Here is a 15713-nt window from a genome sequence, read left to right on the forward strand (position 1 = left end):
AGTCAGGGTGCCTCGAAGCTGGTCAGAAAGCCCGCTGGCAACCGCAGGCCCCAGTTTTCAACGAGTTGCCGGTAGCGGCCGTCGTCCACCAGTGGCGCCAGTAGTCGAAGCATTTCGTCCGCACTCGGGGCGCCGCCCTTTCGGGCAATGATGCTGAGCTGGTAGCGTTGATCCGGCTCGTTCGAGATCAGCAATTTGTCCCGGTCTTGCGGGTGCTGGGCAAAATGTTTCTGCAGGTAAGAACGGCTGATGATGGCAACCTCGGCAACAGAAGGCCGGTCGGCCTTGATCAGATTCATGTTGCGCGTGTGGCTGTCGGAAAACTCGATATTGAATTTTTCTTCCAGCACGGAGTTGTCAGTTTCGTACCCGGTAAAACCATAGTAATAGCCGGAAATGGCCACAATAGATCGGTTGCGCAGGTCGTTAAAGAATGAGGAGTCTCTGCCGGGTTTCTTGAGAGCGACATAAAGTTCCTCGTCGGCCAGGATCGGGCGGGTAATGTCCACATCCTTCTCTGTCCAACCCCAGTCAGGGCTTTGAAAGAAGATGACGTCGTAGAGACCGGCATCGAAATCCAGGTGGCGGCGTTTGGGGGAGGTGTGGATGATATGGAATGAGACATCCGGGTGTATCTGCTCAAGCACCTCCAGCAGTCCCCCGAGGAAGCCCTCGACTTTGCCATCGGAATTGACACTGGCGATCGGGGGAAAATGGTAAACGCCCACAGTGATTTCGGTTTCGTTTGCCCGAACCGGCGCCGTTGCCAGCATAATAGCCGCAACAAGAATGGCCATTAATCTTCGAATATGGGCTTCAGCGGACACGATATCCCCGGTTATGTAACAATTGAATACGCATTCAGAATAGCACGGGGATTTTGTGCACCTGAAGCAAAAGATTATGAACTTATGCAAAACAGGTCTGTAAGTGATGGGTAACGTTGCCAGCCATTTTTTCGCCTATGTTTCCCGCCTGCGCTGGATCAAGCGCTGGGGGCTGATGCGAAATGCCATTGAGGAAAATGTGGCCACCCATTCCTGGGAGGTGGCGACCCTCGCCCACGCCCTTGCCATCATCCGCAACCGGCATTTTGGCGGCCAGGTGAACGCCGACCGCATTGCAGCGGCAGCGCTTTACCATGATGCGACGGAAGTAATTACCGGGGATATGCCAACACCGGTGAAATACCATTCGAAGGTGATGCGTGAGGCGTTCGGGGACATCGAGCACAAGGCCGAGGCCGAGCTGCTGGCGCTGTTACCGGAGGATTTGCGGGAGGCTTTTTCGCCCTACGTTCGGGAGTCTCAGCTACCGGCCGAAGACCGGGAATTGATCAAGGCCGCCGACAGGCTCTCGGCGTGGCTCAAGTGCCAGGCGGAGATCCGGGCCGGCAACAAGGAATTCGAGCCGGCCGCCCGGCAGATCCGCCAGCGGTTGGACGCAGACGGGCTGTCAGAGGTTGCCTATTTCCTGAAGGTGTTTGCCCCCAGTTACGAGCAACCCCTGGACAACCTGCTGGGGTGAAAGCTTTCAGGGCTTAACTGTTACCGGCCGAGCCAACCAGTCCGCCACGCAAGCCATCGCGCTGCAAGTGCTGGCGAACGGTGTCTTCGGGGCTGCCGGCCAGTTCCCGGAACATGCCCATGGAACCCAGCAGCGCTGAGGATTCATAGGGCACGAACACCCGCTCTCCCTCTTTCGCCATATTTGGCAGAACCTTGATATAGCTCTGGCCCAGCAGGTAGCCAATGACGGTCTGTTTGTTTTCCTCGGAGTCACCCATGGCACTGAGTACCAGACGGATGGACTCCTGCTCGCCCTGGGCGCGGAGAATGGCTGATTCCTTGTCGCCCTGGGCGTTGAGAATGGCAGACTCCCGCTGGCCCTGGGCCATGGCGATGGCCGCCGACTTTTCACCCTCGGCCTCGGTAACCGTGGCCCGGCGTTTCCGCTCCGCAGCCATCTGCAATCGCATGGCTTCTTCCACTTCTTCCGGCATGCTGATGTCCTGAACCTCCACCCGGGTGAGTTTTACACCCCACTTGGAAGCGGCCTCTTCCATCTCGGCCTGGATCGCGTTATTCACCTCGCTGCGGGATTCAAACAGCTTGTCCAGTTCCATCTTGCCGACCACCGAGCGCAGGGTGGTCTTGGCCAGCACTTCCACCGCCTGGCTCATGTTGGCCACTTCGTACACGGCCCGGCGCGGGTCGATGATCTGGTAGTAGAGGGCGCCGTTGATCTTCACCGTCACGTTGTCGGTGGTCACGACCGGCTGGCCCGGGAAGTCCATAACCGTTTCCCGGCGGTCAATCCGGACCTCATCGCTCATCACCGGATGATAATCCTCGCCCATGCGCACGTAGCGGATCATGGTGATCGGCCGTGGCCGCTCGATGAAGGGAATGATGATGTTCACACCGCTTTCGAGGATCCGGTTGAACGAACCGAGGCGCTCAATGACCATAACCTCGGATTGGCGCACGATGACCAGACCCTTGGCGATGATGAAGATGCCAATAGCGACCAGAATCAGGCTGATGATCAGCCCGGGTGAAAGATACTGTTCCATGCTTACTGTTCCTTGTGTGTGATCGTCTCAACAACGGCGGTCGTGCCGTCAAACTGTTTGAAAATGACGTCGGTTCCTTCCGGAAGGTCGGTTTCTCCGGTGTCAGTCACTCGCAGGCGATAGAAATCGCCATTGACCTTGATGCCTGTGGCTCCATCGAAATCCCGCTTCAGGGTCTGATAACGCCGGCCTTGCTCCACGCCGGTACCGGTTGTGCCATATGCCACACCTTTGGGTGAGAAGCGCGGACGGATCCAGCGAATGGCGACAGGTACCAGAATTCCCGAGAACAGCCCCATACCGGCCAGCTGCCATTCGAATGGTGCTCCCAGAAAGGCCAGCAAGGCGGTCAGCGCGGCCGCAATGCCCAGGGCCAGAAGTAACAGGACACCTGAGGCCAGTTCAGCCAGGCCCAGCACCAGCGCCAGGATCAGCCAGAAATGCGTAAGACTCCATTCCATACAGAAAATCCACAGATTCGGGGGAGGTAGAGGGCCGGTGTCGTGCACCGGCCAACGGCAAGGGATTGTACCGGAAACCGGGTGCCGCGTCAGAGGGTGGCCGGAATGCCATGTGGCCTGGTTCACTAAAGCCATATCCCGCAAGCAGGCAATTGTTAGAGTATCTGCTTTAATTGATGTGCCTACAATTAAGAGGTCTGTGACCATGAAGAATCTGAAGAACAAAGTTGCCGTTGTTACCGGTGCCGGTTCGGGTATCGGCCGCGCGCTCGCCAAATCGCTGGCGGACCGGGGCTGCCGACTGGCGCTGTCCGACGTCAATGAGTCAGGCCTGGCCGAAACCGCTGCAGCGCTAAGCGGCGCTGATGTAAAAACCTACCGGCTGGACGTGTCTGATCGCGATGCCATCTTTGCCCATGCGGAGGAGGTTGTGAAAGATTTCGGTCAGGTCAATCTGGTCATCAACAACGCGGGCGTTGCCCTGTCTGCCACGGTCCGTGAGATGACCGACGAAGACTTCAAATGGGTCATGGACATTGATTTCTGGGGGGTTGCTCACGGTACCCGGGCCTTCCTGCCCCATCTGATTGCCTCGGGCGATGGCCATGTGGTGAACGTTTCCAGTGTATTTGGCCTGATTGGAGTGCCCAAGCAGAGCGCCTACAACGCCGCCAAGTTTGCGGTGCGAGGATTCACCGAAGCCCTGCGCCAGGAAATGAAGCTGGAGAACCAGCCGGTGGCGGTGAGTTGTGTGCATCCTGGTGGTATCCGCACCAACATTGTCAATGCAGCGCGCATGGGCAAGTCCGAGAACAACGTCGCCCAGCGTAAAGGCTTCGATAAACTCGCCATGACCACGCCCGAGAAAGCCGCAGAAATCATTGTAAAAGGCATCCTCAAGAATGAGTCCCGCATATTGGTGGGCCCGGACGCCTGGGGTATTGATGCGATCAACCGCCTGCTGGGTTCTGCTTACCAGCCGCTGGTGGAGCGTTTCTCCCGCAAGAACCTCTATATCTGAAGACTCGATGCGTGCGGCGGGCCTGAAGCTTGGGCTCGCTGTACGTTTTACAAACAGTTTTTCGGGGCTATACTCGGAAGCTGATCCAAGGAAGAGTCAGCATGAATACGCCTCACCATTCTGACCTGGGGGCCACTCTGGAACAGAGCCGCTCGGGTCTGCGCGACAGCCATCGCCGCTCACTGATGCGGCTGCTTTTTCTGATCACCGGCTCGGCTCTGGTGATTTTTGCTTGCCTGCAGTTTCTCAATGGCTACCCATGGGTGGCGGTTGCTGAGCTGTTTGCCAGCACTTTGCTTTTTTTCGGCGTCTGGCGCCTGAAATCCACTCCTCATCTGCAGCAGTGGGTCTATGCCTATCTGGTGCCTTTGTTCGCGTTCTTCCTGGTGATCATGCTGTTACCGGAAGCCTCGGTGTCCGCTTTCGTCTGGGTGCTGATGATGCCGGTTCTCGCCTACCTGTTGCTTGGCAAGAAAGAAGGCATGATTCTCAGCGCACCCTTTATGCTCGTCGGGGGCGTTATCTATTACATTCACCTTGGCCAGGTCGGCAGCCCCCACGCGATGATCGATCTGCTCAACATGGTGTTGTGCGGTGCACTGATGCTGGCCTTCATTCACCTGTATGAGGTGCGCCGCGAAGAGTCCGAGCAGCGCCTGGTGGACATGGCCCAGACTGACGCACTGACCGGCCTCGCCAATCGCAGCAACTTCCAGGGTACGTTGAATCGCACCATTGCCGAGTGCGATCGCAGTGGAGCCGGTTTTGCGCTGGTGGTGATGGATATTGACCACTTCAAGGTCGTTAACGACACTCTGGGCCATGAGGCCGGAGACTTTGTTCTGAAAAACATCAGCCGATGCATGACCGAACGGCTGAGGAGCACCGATTTTGTCGGCCGCCTGGGTGGCGAGGAGTTCGGCCTGATTCTGAGAGATGTGAAGCCGGCGGATGCCTTTGTCCTGATGGACGAGCTGCGCCAGCGGATATCTGACCTTGAACTGCCCTACGGGGAAGCCCGCATCCGGGTGACTGCCTCCTTCGGGATAGCCCAGTGGCCAGACCATGGTCGCGAGGCCGAAAGCCTGTTCCGGGTTGCCGATCGGTGGCTCTACAGTGGCAAGCGAGCGGGGCGTAACTGTGTGGTCGGCGCCGGCCACAATCCCCGCCAGCTTGAGATTCTCACTGTCGAAGCGAGTTGATTACGTTATTCTTGTGGCAGACATCCTCCGGCAAGAATGACGTAACCCATGTGCGAATTACTGGCCATGAGCGCCAACACCCCCACTGACCTGTGTTTCAGCTTTACCGGCCTGACCCGTCGGGGTGGACAGACCGGCCCGCACAAGGACGGCTGGGGCGTCGCCTTTTACGAAGGCAAAGGCGTACGGGCCTTCCACGACGCCGATGCCAGCGCCAATTCCCGAATCGCCGCAGTGGTCCAGACTCATCCAATAAAAAGCGAAGTGGCCATCTGCCACATTCGCCAGGCCAACGTCGGCGACACCTGCCTGGCCAACACCCATCCCTTCATGCGCGAACTCTGGGGTCGCTACTGGGTGTTCGCCCACAATGGCCAGCTCTCCGGCTTCGGTTCGACTCCAGGGTTCTATGAGCCGGTCGGAACCACCGACAGCGAGGCGCTGTTCTGCGATATTCTTAACCACCTTCGAACGCACTGCGATCGCAATAACGGAACCGATGAAATCATCGACCGCCTGGTCCGGTTGTCCGTCGCCTACGCCAGCCAGGGCGTTTTCAACCTCCTACTGAGTAACGGTGATTGGCTGTTCACTTACTGCACCACCAAAATGGCCAGCATCACCCGGAGAGCCCCGTTTGGTCCTGCCCGTCTGAAAGACGCCGATGTAACGGTGGATTTCGAATCGGAAACGACGCCCAACGACATCGTCAGCGTGATCGTTACTGAACCTCTGACCACAGATGAAAAGTGGGATGTTTACCAGCCAGGTGAATGGCGGCTTTGGCGGAAGGGAGAAGTCATTCGATCCGGAGTCGCTGAGCCGAATGCCTGACCCGGAAGTGGGGAATCGGGCGGGGAGGTCTTTCTTCCGGGAAAAGGCAACTCGCTACGCTCAGACATCATTTTCCCTGCACAAAGACCTCCCCACCCGCTTCCCTTCAGGGTTGGGAGTTGCTTCCGTGGTTTACTGAAGCGTCCTGCGATTACCTTTCTTGTACTGTGGTGCGATGTGCGCCTGAATCTCCTCTTTGAAACGGGCAATCAGATCGCTATTGTCGTGGTCCCAGGGGTGAAAACCCGGTTTGAAGTACTCAAGCCATGTGGGAATCAGACTTGAGAAGGTGCCGTTTACGCCCCAGAGGCGCCAGAGACCCGTAGCCGTGTCTACAAGAGAGAAGTTCTTGCGGTCGTTGAGCATCATCCGGCTGGTGAAATAGGTGCTCATCACGCCCAGTGCGGCGGTGCTGAACATAAGATAAAACGCACGCTCTGCATAAGTGCCGCCAGCTGCCTGGAAAACGTCGTAGGCAACCGCCTTGTGCTCGGTTTCTTCAATGGCGTGCCAGACCCACAGCGGGCGCATGGATTCATCCATGTCCTGGCGCACATCGTCACGCTCCAGCAGCATGTCGGCCATCATGGCGGTGAGGTGCTCGAGGGCACAGGTGATGGCCAGCTGGTGACGCTTGGGCAGCTTCTTGGCAATCCCCAGAACCACTTCCAGGTGTTTTTCCAGCTCTTCCACCGGCATGCCCTGGTCACGAACGTGCTGGTTCATGGCGATGTGCTCCAGTGAGTGCATGGCCTCCTGGCCGATGAACCCGCGTATCTCCTCTTTCAGTTTGGGATCGGAGATCTGGTCCCGGAACGCTCTTACCGAATCCACGAAGAACTGCTCGCCCTGCGGAAACAGGACCGAGAGCGCATTCATGATGTGGCTGATGGTGTAGCTGTTATCGACCCAGTAACGGGGAACCTGCTCACCGAACTCAAAGCCCATGCGCTGGGCTGTGATGGTGACGTTATCGGGTGTGTTGGAGGCTCTGGTAACCGGAGCCGTCTTCTTTTCTGTGGTTTTAGTGCTCAGCATCTGCGTACTCCTCACTCTGGCTGATGTCATGGCTCCAGTGTGGGGCAGTCAATGTCTGGCAGGAATGCGCAAAGGGGACGGTGGTCGATCAGGATGGGACACGGGCTGGAAATTGATTGGCCATGCTGACGGCGATCCGGGTGTGCCGGGCCCCACTGTTCCGGCGGGAGGCATCTGATAGAGTCAGTTGAAGTGCTTCAGCCACCTCAATCATAAGGAATGCCAATGAGCGCAAGCGGTCCGGACAAAGAACGGCAGATGCTGGGATTGTTCCTGGTGCCGGGCGCTTACCTGCGGGTTCTGGCCGAGACAGTGCGCCAGCTGGGCTATAACGACCGGTTACTCTATGAAGGCCTGGAGTTCAGCCCGGACGATCTCAAGTCCAACGACAGTCGGGTGTTTGTCACCGATGCCATCATCATGGCCAAACGGGCCGTGAACCTGGCCGGCCAGGACGGTCTCAGCTTCACGCTGGCCAGGGAGTTGCGGCTGACAATCCACGGCACCCTGGGCTTCGCGGCCCTCACCAGCCCCACCTTCGCCGATGCCCTGGATTCTGTGCGCCGATACCTGCATCTGCGGGTGCCGTTTCTCAGTATGAGCCAGTCCGAAGCGGGGGATCAGGTACTGGTAAAACTCTGCACCGAATTCGAAGTGCCCGGCCTCTACCCGTTTCTGGCCGAGACCGTCAGCGCCACCCTGATTCTGCTGACCGAACAGCTCCTGGACCGCGAGGACGCCGCCAAACACGGCTTTGCCCTGGAAGACGGCAAACTGCCGGGTGTCACCGTTCGCCTGAGCGCTCCGGAGCCGCCCTGGTACCAGCGGTTTGCCGACCAGCTTCCGGTTCGGTTCGAGTACGGCCAGGCCGACGAAATGATGGTGTTCCCCCGGGAGCTTCTCGATGTGCGTATGCGCCTGGCCGATGCGGAAGCCTCCCGAATGGCCCGGGACCAATGCGAATTCGAGCTGCAGAAGGCGCTGAAGGAACAGGGCGATATCGTCCTGGCGATCCGCAACATGCTCCGAATGATGCCCGGGCCGTTGCCGTCACTGGAAGCCATGGCCGAACGCTTCTGCGTCTCGTCGCGCACCCTGAAACGCCGGCTGGCGGACCGGGATACCAGCTATCGGGAAATTGTCGAATCGGTGCTGAAAGACCGGGCGATCCAGCTGCTCCGGTATACCAACCAATCGGTCAGCGAGATTGCCTACGAGCTGGGCTATGCCGACCTTTCCAACTTCAGCCGCGCCTTCCGGAAGTGGACCGGCAAGTCGGCCAGCGAGTTTCGCGAGGGTGGTCCGGATCCTGCCCCAGAGGTTGGGCCCTGATTTTTTGGGCCTCTTGGTTTGGAGCGTGGTCGCAGGGTGGGGCATAAATTTTTCGGGTAAAAAGCAACTCGCTTCGCTCAGACATCTTTTTCCCCGAAAAATTTATGCCCCACCCCACGCCCTGCTGACAGCTGAGAATGCCGTCAGAAGAGTTATTGCTCGTTCTTAATTTGTTTTTCTAATCCTATGCCACAATGGTTCGACGGACGGGGGGAAGGAATATTTTCCCGACAGGAAAAAGATGTCTGAGCGAAGCGAGTTGTTTTTCCCGAGGGAAAATATTCCTTCCCCCCGGCCAGCCCCCAGCACATGCAGGCTGGGTCTATAGTGTAAATCGGCTACGAATCCAGAAGGATGAGAACGGATATGACAGAACGCCCAGACACCCACAGCAAACTGATCGGCTACCTGCTCTGGATCTTCGGATTCCTGGGCTCACACCGGTTTTACTACGGCAAACCCGTTACCGGCACCATCTGGTTCTTTACCCTGGGGCTGCTGTTCATCGGCTGGATCATCGACCTGTTCCTGATCCCGGCCATGGACCGGGAGGCGGATCTTCGGTTCCGGGAAGGTGAGGTCAGCTACAACATAAGCTGGATCCTGCTGACCTTCCTGGGGGTGTTCGGGATTCATCGGATGTACATGGGCAAGTGGATTACCGGCATCATCTACCTGTTTACCGGCGGCCTGTTCCTGATCGGCGTGCTGTATGACTTCTGGACCCTGAACAACCAGATTTCCATCCGGAACGAAGAACGCCGGTTCGGTTGATCGGTTTTGCCTAAAGGCCGGCGGCGGTTTCCAGTTCGACCAGGGCCTCTTCCAGATAGTCGAGCATCCGCTGCAGGCTGGGTAGCGTGCGGCGGCAGCCGATAAGGCCGAATTCCACCTGGTCGCCGTAGCTGGTCAGGGTCATGTTCAGGGCCAGGCGATCCATGGCGATGGAGACCGGGTACATGCCGTCCATCGTGGCGCCGTTCCAGTAGCAAGTCTCTCGCGGGCCGGGAACGTTGGAAATCACCACGTTCAAGGTCTGCCATTTCGGTGCCATGCCGGTGAGCAGATTGAACGCCGCCGGCGCCAGGGTCAGGGCGGTGTAGTTGATGATTTCTTCCGCAGACATGTCGGCGTAGCGGTCCTTGGCGGCTTTCACGTCCTCATGGATCTGCATCAGTCGTGTCACCGGGCTGGTGACATCGGTGTGCAGTGAGGCGAGGATAACGCCGACCTGGTTGCCGCCGGAGCTGTCATCCTTGCGCAGGGACACCGGCACCATGGCGATCAGCGGCTTTTCCGGCAGGGCGTCCTGGTTCATCAGGTAGCTGCGCAGCGCGGTGGCGCACATGGCCATCACCACATCATTCACCGTGGTTCCGTAGATTTTACACACTGCCTTTATCCGGCTGAGGTCATAGGACTGTGCGGCGAAGCGTCGGGAGCCGGTGATCTTCTGGTTAAGAATGCTGCGGGGCGCGTGGAATATGGAGGAGTACGCGGGGTCTTTGCGGGCGTTATTGATGGTTCGCAGCAGTTCCCGGGCGACGGTGGGCACGGTACCCAGTTGCTTCCCGGATTCACCCAGCAGGTGGCCAATGCTTCGCCATAGCGAGGGGCCGCCATCATCCTTCTCACGCTCCGGGCGTGGTGGCATGGCCCAGATCGGCGGCATGTCCCGCTCGCCGGTGTCCTGGCAGAGCATCTGGGTGACCATCCGCATTGCGGATACACCATCCACCAGGGCATGGTGCACCTTGATATACACCGCAAACTGCCGTTCCCCCAGGCCTTCAATCAGATGAAACTCCCACAGCGGACGTTCCCGGTCCATCAGGTGGGAATGTTCCGCCGAGACAAACGACAAGAGTTCCCTGACCCGCCCGGGTGTCGGCAGTGCCTCGAAGCGGAAGTGGTGTTCCAGGTCCAGGTGCTCGTCTTCCACCCAGACCGGCTGGCCGAAACGGTAATCCAGACGCTGATTAAACGGCGGAGTCACCTTCGTGTACTGCCTGAGCCGGTCGGCCAGCTGTGCGACGTAATCATCCGGTGCGTCGTCGGGAAAAGAGAACAGCTGAAGACCGCCCACGTGCATGGGCTGCTGCCGCTTTTCCAGCCAGAGAAAAAGCTGATCCGTAGGGCTAAGAGGTTTCACAGGGCGTCCTTGTTGTCGGTGTTGTGACAATAGTAGCGCAGATAGCTGGCAACGTGATTGACCACGGTTCGCATTCTCCGCACCGGCCAGGTCAAACGCGGGCCAAGGTCTGGACGGGGTTTTTCTTCGTAAGCCATGAACTAAGGTTAGTAATTGCATCCATCGAAATGAATCTTGGAGAAAAGGACGTGGCTACCCCCATGAAGAGCCTGCAGGGTGTTGTTCTGTTTTTGTGCAGCCTGTTTCCGGTGCTCACCGCTGCCCAGGACCTGCCTGGTGTTCAGCTGGAAACCGTCTCTTCAGAAGATATCGTTCAGGAAGTGACCCTGAATGGTACGGTGAATGCCCTTCGGGTATCTGGCATGTCGGCGGCGGTTGCGGGCCTGCTGGACGAGGTTCGGGTGGAAACCGGTGATCGTGTTGACCGGGGCGATGTGTTGGTCGAGCTGGATGACGAATTGGTTACCTGGGAGTTGGCCGCGGCAAGAGCCGAGGCAGAAGAGGCCCGCAGTCGCCTGGAGGAAGCCCGGCGTCGCCTGCGTGAGGCCAGATCCGTCGGCGCAGGCCGCAATATCGCGGCCACCGAAGTCAGTGCACGGGAAAGTGAAGTGGCCGCCAGCGAAGCGACCCTGGCTCGCCTGGAAGCCGCCCGCCGCCAGGTGGAAGTCCGGGCCGGGCGCCACCGCGTGACCGCGCCCTTCGACGGTGTGGTCAGCCAGCGCTCCCGGGATCTCGGGGAATGGGTTACCCCCGGTGACCAGCTGCTGACTCTGGTGGATACCGACAACCTTCGTCTGGATTTCCAGGTACCCCAGTCCTTCTACAAACGCATCGACGACAACAGCCGGCTGCTGGTGCAGGATGACCAGGCACTGAGCAGCGCCACCATCGATGTTCTGGTACCGGTCAACGATCCCCAGTCCAGAACCTTTCTCCTCCGCGCCATCAAGCCCGAATCCGTGAAGCTGCTCCCGGGGATGTCGGTACAGGCGGTACTGCGGGTCACTACCGGTGAACGTGGCCTGACGGTTTCCCGCGATGCCATCAACCGGTATCCCGAAGGACGAACCACCGTGTGGATCGCCGAACCGGGGGATGAAGACACCTGGACCGTGAGCGAAAAGCGGGTGCGCCTTGGCACCGGCTTCGAGGGCCGGGTAGAGGTCACTAGTGGTCTTGAAGCGGACCAGCAGGTGGTGGTCCGTGGCAACGAGTCCCTGAGCGAGGGCATCAGCGTTCGCATTGCCGAACGGGAGAGCCGCTGATGTTTGCCGGCATTATCCGCCACGGCACTCTGGTCACCGTTATTGCCCTGATTGTCGCGATCCTTGGGGCTGCTGCAGCACTGCGGATTCCGGTCCAGATGATTCCGGATCTGGAGGTGCGGACGGTCACGGTGGAAACCAGCTGGCCAGGCGCCACGCCCCAGGACATCGAGAAAGACATCCTGATCGAGCAGGAACGGTTCCTGCGCAATGTTCCGAACCTGAGCCGGATGACCTCCACCGCCTCCAGTGGCGCAGCGGAGATTGAGCTGGAATTTCCGTTCGGGGTGGATATCACCGAGACCCTGATCCAGATCAATAATGCCCTGAGCCAGGTGCCGGATTATCCGAGGAACGTCGATGAGCCGCGCATAGTTGCGGCGTCGTTCTCCTCCAACGCATTCATGTATTTTCGCATCGCCACCCTCGAAGGCAATCCCCGTGAGCTGGACATCGAGCTGATGCGCGATTTTATCGAGGACCGCGTGCGGCCCAGGATGGAGAGCGTGCCGGGGGTTTCCGAGGTGACCGTCGGCGGCGGTGCCGACCGGCAAATGCAGGTTATCGTGGACGAAGCCGCCCTGGCCCAGCGTGGCCTGAGCTTGCTCGATCTGCGTGATGCCATTGTCAGCCGCAACCAGGACATTTCCGGTGGCGAGATTGATTCCGGCAAGCGCCGGTACCTGCTGCGCACGGTGGGTCGCTTTGATGATGTTGAATCCCTGGAGCAACTGGTGGTGCGCCGACAGGGTGACAGCGTGGTGCGCCTGGGCGAGGTTGCCCAGGTGCAGCAGGGTCACTCACGGATTAGGGAACTGTCCGTCGTCAATGGCCAGCGGGTGATCGGCCTGCAGGTGCGTCGGGAGAGCGGATCCAACGTTATCGATATCAAGCACGCCATGATGGACGAAGTCGCCGCCATCAACCGCGAAGTGCTGGAACCTGCGGGCATGACCCTGGGCCTGACCGCAGACGATGCCCGGTACGTGGAAGCCTCGGTTGCCAATGTCTGGACCAATCTGGGTATCGGTGCCGCCTTCGCAACCCTGGTGATGTTCCTGTTTCTGAGGTCCGGCCGGGCCACGTTTGCCGGGGTGGTGGGCATACCGCTGTGTGCCATAGCCGCGTTTATCGGGCTGCTGATCACCGGCCGCACCATCAACGTGATCTCTCTGGCCGGTATCGCCTTTGCCATCGGCATGACGGTGGACAACAGCATCGTGGTGCTTGAGAACATCGAGCGACACCGGCGTTTGGGGCTGGACCGTTTCGAATCGGCCCTCAAGGGCGTGCGCGAAGTCTGGCCGGCGGTGCTGGCGTCCACCACCACAACCATCCTGGTGTTCCTGCCGATCCTGTTTATCGAGGAAGAGGCGGGCCAGCTGTATTCCGACGTGGCCATTGCCATCTCTGCTGCCATTCTCGCCTCCATGTTGGTGGCAATCACCATCATACCCACCCTCTGTGCCCGGCTGGATTTCGGCCGCCGGGGCGTGACCACCGATGAATACGGCAACGAAACCTCGGGTCGCTGGAGCGGGGCCGCCATGGGGGCGGTGCGATGGCTGGTGAATGGCACGGTGCGCCGGCTTCTGGTGATGGCAGCCACCGTCGGCTTCAGCCTGTGGGTGATTTTTGTGCTGACCCCACCCGCCGAATACCTGCCGGAAGGCGAGGAGCCCAAGACCTTTGCCGCCATGTCGGCGCCGCCGGGTTACAACCTGCAGGAGATGGAAGCCATTGCCCGCCAGGTGGAAGACTACTTCCTGCCCCACGTGAACGCGGACGGCCAGGCCTACGCCGCGGGCGAAACCAGCGTGCCGCCCATGGCCTATCTCAACATGCAGGTAACGCCCACCAGGATCCGGATCATCGCCGAGACCCTGAATCCAAGGCACATCGAAGCCCTGATGGACGAGATCACCCGGTTCTATGAACAGTTCCCGGGCATGCGCGCCTTCGCGGCCAAGGGCTCCATCATTTCCAGCAACGACGGCGGCACCCGCAGCATCAACCTGGACATCTCCGGCCCGGACCTGGTGTCGGTCTACAGCGCCGCCAATGCCGCTTACCAGCGGGCCGAGGAGATCTTCGACAACCCCCGCATCCAGAGCCAGCCCTCCACGCTGTCCCTGGCGCAACCGCTGATCCAGATTATGCCCGACTGGGATCGCGCGGCTGAACTGGGTCTGGGAGCAGAAAGCATTGGCTTCACCGTAGCCTCTCTAACCGAGGGCAGCTACGTCGACGATTTCTTCCTGGACGACGAAAAGATCGATATCTACGTCTACGGCAGCGAGGGTCGCAACCCGTCACTGGACAGCCTGCCGGATGTCATGGTGCACACCCCCCAGGGTGCTACCCTGCCGCTCTCCAGCCTGGCTACCATCGAGGAAACCGTCGATACCAGCACGGTCCGCCGGGTGGACGGTCGCCGCACGGTGACTCTGAACGTGATTCCCCCGGACGATGTGCCGCTCGAAGCCGGCGTTGAGAGGGTACGCACGGAACTGTTGCAGTTCATGCGGGACAGCGGCGCATTGCCCGCGAATGTGAACGTGGATATTTCCGGCGCCAGCGATCAGCTTAATGCCACACGGGAGGCTCTGACCGGCAATTTCATCATTGCCATTGCCATTGCCATTGTCTACCTGCTGCTGGTGGCCATCTTCGCGCACTGGGGATTCCCGCTGCTGATCATGACCGCAATACCGCTTGGCGTGGCCGGTGGCATTGTGGGCCTGGCCCTGATGAACCTGGTCGGTGGCCTGCTGCCCATGATCGGCCTCCAGCCTCTGCGACAACCCTTCGACATGATTACCATGCTGGGCTTCCTGATCCTGATGGGAACCGTGGTGAACAACCCCATCCTGGTGGTGGACCAGGCCCGGCAGAACCTGCGCCAGAAAGGCGTTACCGTAGTACAGGCCGTCACCGCCGCCGTCCAGACCCGCCTGCGCCCGATTGCCATGACCACCCTGACCACCATCTGCGGCCTCTCGCCCCTGGTGTTCCTGCCCGGCGAAGGCACCGAGCTCTATCGCGGCGTGGGCGCTATCGTTCTGTTTGGCCTGCTGGGGGCAGCGATCGTAACCGTGACTTTTCTGCCGTCACTGACCATCTTTGTTCTTGGCTGGCGGGAGCGTTGGCGTCGCTCCAGAGAGGTTTAGCCTCGGAGTATCGCCGTCACGCGCCATGGGAAGTCTTTCTTCCGGGGAAAAGCAACTCGCTTCGCTCAGACATCTTTTCCCCTGCACAAAGACTTCCCATACCACGCGCCGGCTTTCGCCGGCATTGTTAAGGGCCTAGGCCGCGATGGATTCTCGCTGGTTGGCCCGTACTTCCAAGCGGATCTGGTTGCCGTCCAGCAGGACAGGGTAGGTTTTGACCCGCACGGTATCGTCTTCCAGACAGACACCCGTAAGCAGACTGAAATGTTGCTTGTACAACGGCGACGCCACCACCGGCTCCCCTTTCAGATCCCCGGTAATCCCCCGGGCCAGCACATTGGCGCCGCTGAACGGGTCCGTATGGCTGATGGCAAACAACGCCGGCAGCCGATGCGGCAGATAAAACACCGCCACCGGACCTTCTTCGGTCCATACCGCGATGCCAGATTCCGGCACCAGGTCGTCTACGGTGCAAACGGCTTCCCAACGAGTGCGTGGTTTCATTGTGTTTCTCCTATTCCTTGTGCGTTTATTTCAACTGTGCGTTACAAGCGATACCACGGAAGCTTGGTGAGCGAGGTGGTATGGGGGTGCTTTTCTGTCGGGAAAAAGATGTCTGAGCGAAGCGAGTTGTTTTTCCCAGAAGAAAAGCACCCCCATGGC

14 protein-coding genes are annotated in these 15713 nt (G+C 59.3%); 8 read left to right on the plus strand and 6 right to left on the minus strand.

Features of this window, described 5'->3' with window-relative positions:
* Window positions 1–2 precede the first annotated feature (2 nt).
* Window positions 3–797, minus strand: coding sequence for an ABC transporter substrate-binding protein (locus tag ACGK9W_RS17490; RefSeq protein WP_008176905.1), 795 nt, complete (start codon window positions 795–797; stop codon window positions 3–5).
* A 136-nt stretch (window positions 798–933) separates the two neighbouring features.
* On the opposite strand from ACGK9W_RS17490, the gene yfbR reads away from it, so the two are divergent.
* Window positions 934–1527 (plus strand): 5'-deoxynucleotidase, encoded by a 594-nt coding sequence (gene yfbR, locus ACGK9W_RS17495; protein ID WP_008176907.1) that lies wholly within the window; start codon window positions 934–936, stop codon window positions 1525–1527.
* Window positions 1528–1540: 13 nt separating this feature from the next.
* Here yfbR and ACGK9W_RS17500 read toward each other — a convergent pair whose 3' ends face one another.
* Both ACGK9W_RS17500 and ACGK9W_RS17505 read right to left on the minus strand, forming a co-directional pair.
* Window positions 1541–2575 (minus strand): SPFH domain-containing protein, encoded by a 1035-nt coding sequence (locus tag ACGK9W_RS17500; protein WP_008176910.1) that lies wholly within the window; start codon window positions 2573–2575, stop codon window positions 1541–1543.
* A gap of 2 nt (window positions 2576–2577) precedes the next feature.
* A complete protein-coding gene (locus tag ACGK9W_RS17505) occupies window positions 2578–3036 on the minus strand; it encodes an NfeD family protein (protein WP_008176913.1) in 459 nt (152 codons plus the stop codon).
* Between the two features lie 205 nt (window positions 3037–3241).
* Here ACGK9W_RS17505 and ACGK9W_RS17510 point away from each other — a divergent pair, with 205 nt between their 5' ends.
* The 3 genes from ACGK9W_RS17510 (at window position 3242) to ACGK9W_RS17520 (ending at window position 6093) form a co-directional block, all read left to right on the plus strand.
* Window positions 3242–4057, plus strand: coding sequence for an SDR family oxidoreductase (locus ACGK9W_RS17510; RefSeq protein WP_008176914.1), 816 nt, complete (start codon window positions 3242–3244; stop codon window positions 4055–4057).
* Between the two features lie 101 nt (window positions 4058–4158).
* A complete protein-coding gene (locus tag ACGK9W_RS17515; protein WP_008176916.1) occupies window positions 4159–5259 on the plus strand; it encodes a sensor domain-containing diguanylate cyclase in 1101 nt (366 codons plus the stop codon).
* Window positions 5260–5307: 48 nt separating this feature from the next.
* Window positions 5308–6093, plus strand: coding sequence for a class II glutamine amidotransferase (locus ACGK9W_RS17520; RefSeq protein ID WP_405417878.1), 786 nt, complete (start codon window positions 5308–5310; stop codon window positions 6091–6093).
* Between the two features lie 132 nt (window positions 6094–6225).
* Here the strand turns inward: ACGK9W_RS17520 and ACGK9W_RS17525 are convergent, their stop codons facing one another.
* Entirely contained in the window at window positions 6226–7131 is a 906-nt protein-coding gene (locus ACGK9W_RS17525) for a metal-dependent hydrolase (protein ID WP_273018478.1), read from the minus strand.
* 225 nt (window positions 7132–7356) lie between these two features.
* On the opposite strand from ACGK9W_RS17525, the gene ACGK9W_RS17530 reads away from it, so the two are divergent.
* Complete coding sequence (locus tag ACGK9W_RS17530) at window positions 7357–8463, plus strand: AraC family transcriptional regulator (RefSeq protein WP_053113558.1); 1107 nt, start codon at window positions 7357–7359, stop codon at window positions 8461–8463.
* Between the two features lie 366 nt (window positions 8464–8829).
* Window positions 8830–9237: a TM2 domain-containing protein gene (locus ACGK9W_RS17535; RefSeq protein WP_176443079.1), complete on the plus strand. Its 408-nt coding sequence runs from the start codon at window positions 8830–8832 to the stop codon at window positions 9235–9237.
* A 10-nt stretch (window positions 9238–9247) separates the two neighbouring features.
* Here the strand turns inward: ACGK9W_RS17535 and ACGK9W_RS17540 are convergent, their stop codons facing one another.
* The gene (locus ACGK9W_RS17540; RefSeq protein WP_053113562.1) at window positions 9248–10615 is read right to left on the minus strand and encodes a wax ester/triacylglycerol synthase family O-acyltransferase; all 1368 of its coding nucleotides are present in this window, start codon (window positions 10613–10615) and stop codon (window positions 9248–9250) included.
* 188 nt (window positions 10616–10803) lie between these two features.
* Here ACGK9W_RS17540 and ACGK9W_RS17545 point away from each other — a divergent pair, with 188 nt between their 5' ends.
* Together ACGK9W_RS17545 and ACGK9W_RS17550 are read left to right on the plus strand one after the other, a co-directional pair.
* On the plus strand, window positions 10804–11880 hold the full coding sequence (locus ACGK9W_RS17545) for an efflux RND transporter periplasmic adaptor subunit (protein ID WP_227507862.1): 1077 nt from the start codon (window positions 10804–10806) through the stop codon (window positions 11878–11880).
* Window positions 11880–15050, plus strand: coding sequence for an efflux RND transporter permease subunit (locus tag ACGK9W_RS17550; RefSeq protein WP_273018479.1), 3171 nt, complete (start codon window positions 11880–11882; stop codon window positions 15048–15050). Before ACGK9W_RS17545 ends, ACGK9W_RS17550 begins: the two co-directional genes overlap by 1 nt.
* A 135-nt stretch (window positions 15051–15185) precedes the next feature.
* Here the strand turns inward: ACGK9W_RS17550 and nirD are convergent, their stop codons facing one another.
* Window positions 15186–15554: a nitrite reductase small subunit NirD gene (gene nirD / locus ACGK9W_RS17555; protein ID WP_008176927.1), complete on the minus strand. Its 369-nt coding sequence runs from the start codon at window positions 15552–15554 to the stop codon at window positions 15186–15188.
* Window positions 15555–15713 lie beyond the last annotated feature (159 nt).

It is taken from the genome of Marinobacter flavimaris (assembly GCF_045057155.1).
Taxonomy (GTDB): domain Bacteria; phylum Pseudomonadota; class Gammaproteobacteria; order Pseudomonadales; family Oleiphilaceae; genus Marinobacter; species Marinobacter manganoxydans.

Coding starts and splice junctions, on each gene's coding strand:
- ACGK9W_RS17490 (WP_008176905.1), bottom strand. CDS start 797: ATGGCCATTCTTGTTGCGGCTATTATGCTGGCAACGGCGCCGGTTCGG.
- yfbR (WP_008176907.1), top strand. CDS start 934: ATGGGTAACGTTGCCAGCCATTTTTTCGCCTATGTTTCCCGCCTGCGC.
- ACGK9W_RS17500 (WP_008176910.1), bottom strand. CDS start 2,575: ATGGAACAGTATCTTTCACCCGGGCTGATCATCAGCCTGATTCTGGTC.
- ACGK9W_RS17505 (WP_008176913.1), bottom strand. CDS start 3,036: ATGGAATGGAGTCTTACGCATTTCTGGCTGATCCTGGCGCTGGTGCTG.
- ACGK9W_RS17510 (WP_008176914.1), top strand. CDS start 3,242: ATGAAGAATCTGAAGAACAAAGTTGCCGTTGTTACCGGTGCCGGTTCG.
- ACGK9W_RS17515 (WP_008176916.1), top strand. CDS start 4,159: ATGAATACGCCTCACCATTCTGACCTGGGGGCCACTCTGGAACAGAGC.
- ACGK9W_RS17520 (WP_405417878.1), top strand. CDS start 5,308: ATGTGCGAATTACTGGCCATGAGCGCCAACACCCCCACTGACCTGTGT.
- ACGK9W_RS17525 (WP_273018478.1), bottom strand. CDS start 7,131: ATGCTGAGCACTAAAACCACAGAAAAGAAGACGGCTCCGGTTACCAGA.
- ACGK9W_RS17530 (WP_053113558.1), top strand. CDS start 7,357: ATGAGCGCAAGCGGTCCGGACAAAGAACGGCAGATGCTGGGATTGTTC.
- ACGK9W_RS17535 (WP_176443079.1), top strand. CDS start 8,830: ATGACAGAACGCCCAGACACCCACAGCAAACTGATCGGCTACCTGCTC.
- ACGK9W_RS17550 (WP_273018479.1), top strand. CDS start 11,880: ATGTTTGCCGGCATTATCCGCCACGGCACTCTGGTCACCGTTATTGCC.
- nirD (WP_008176927.1), bottom strand. CDS start 15,554: ATGAAACCACGCACTCGTTGGGAAGCCGTTTGCACCGTAGACGACCTG.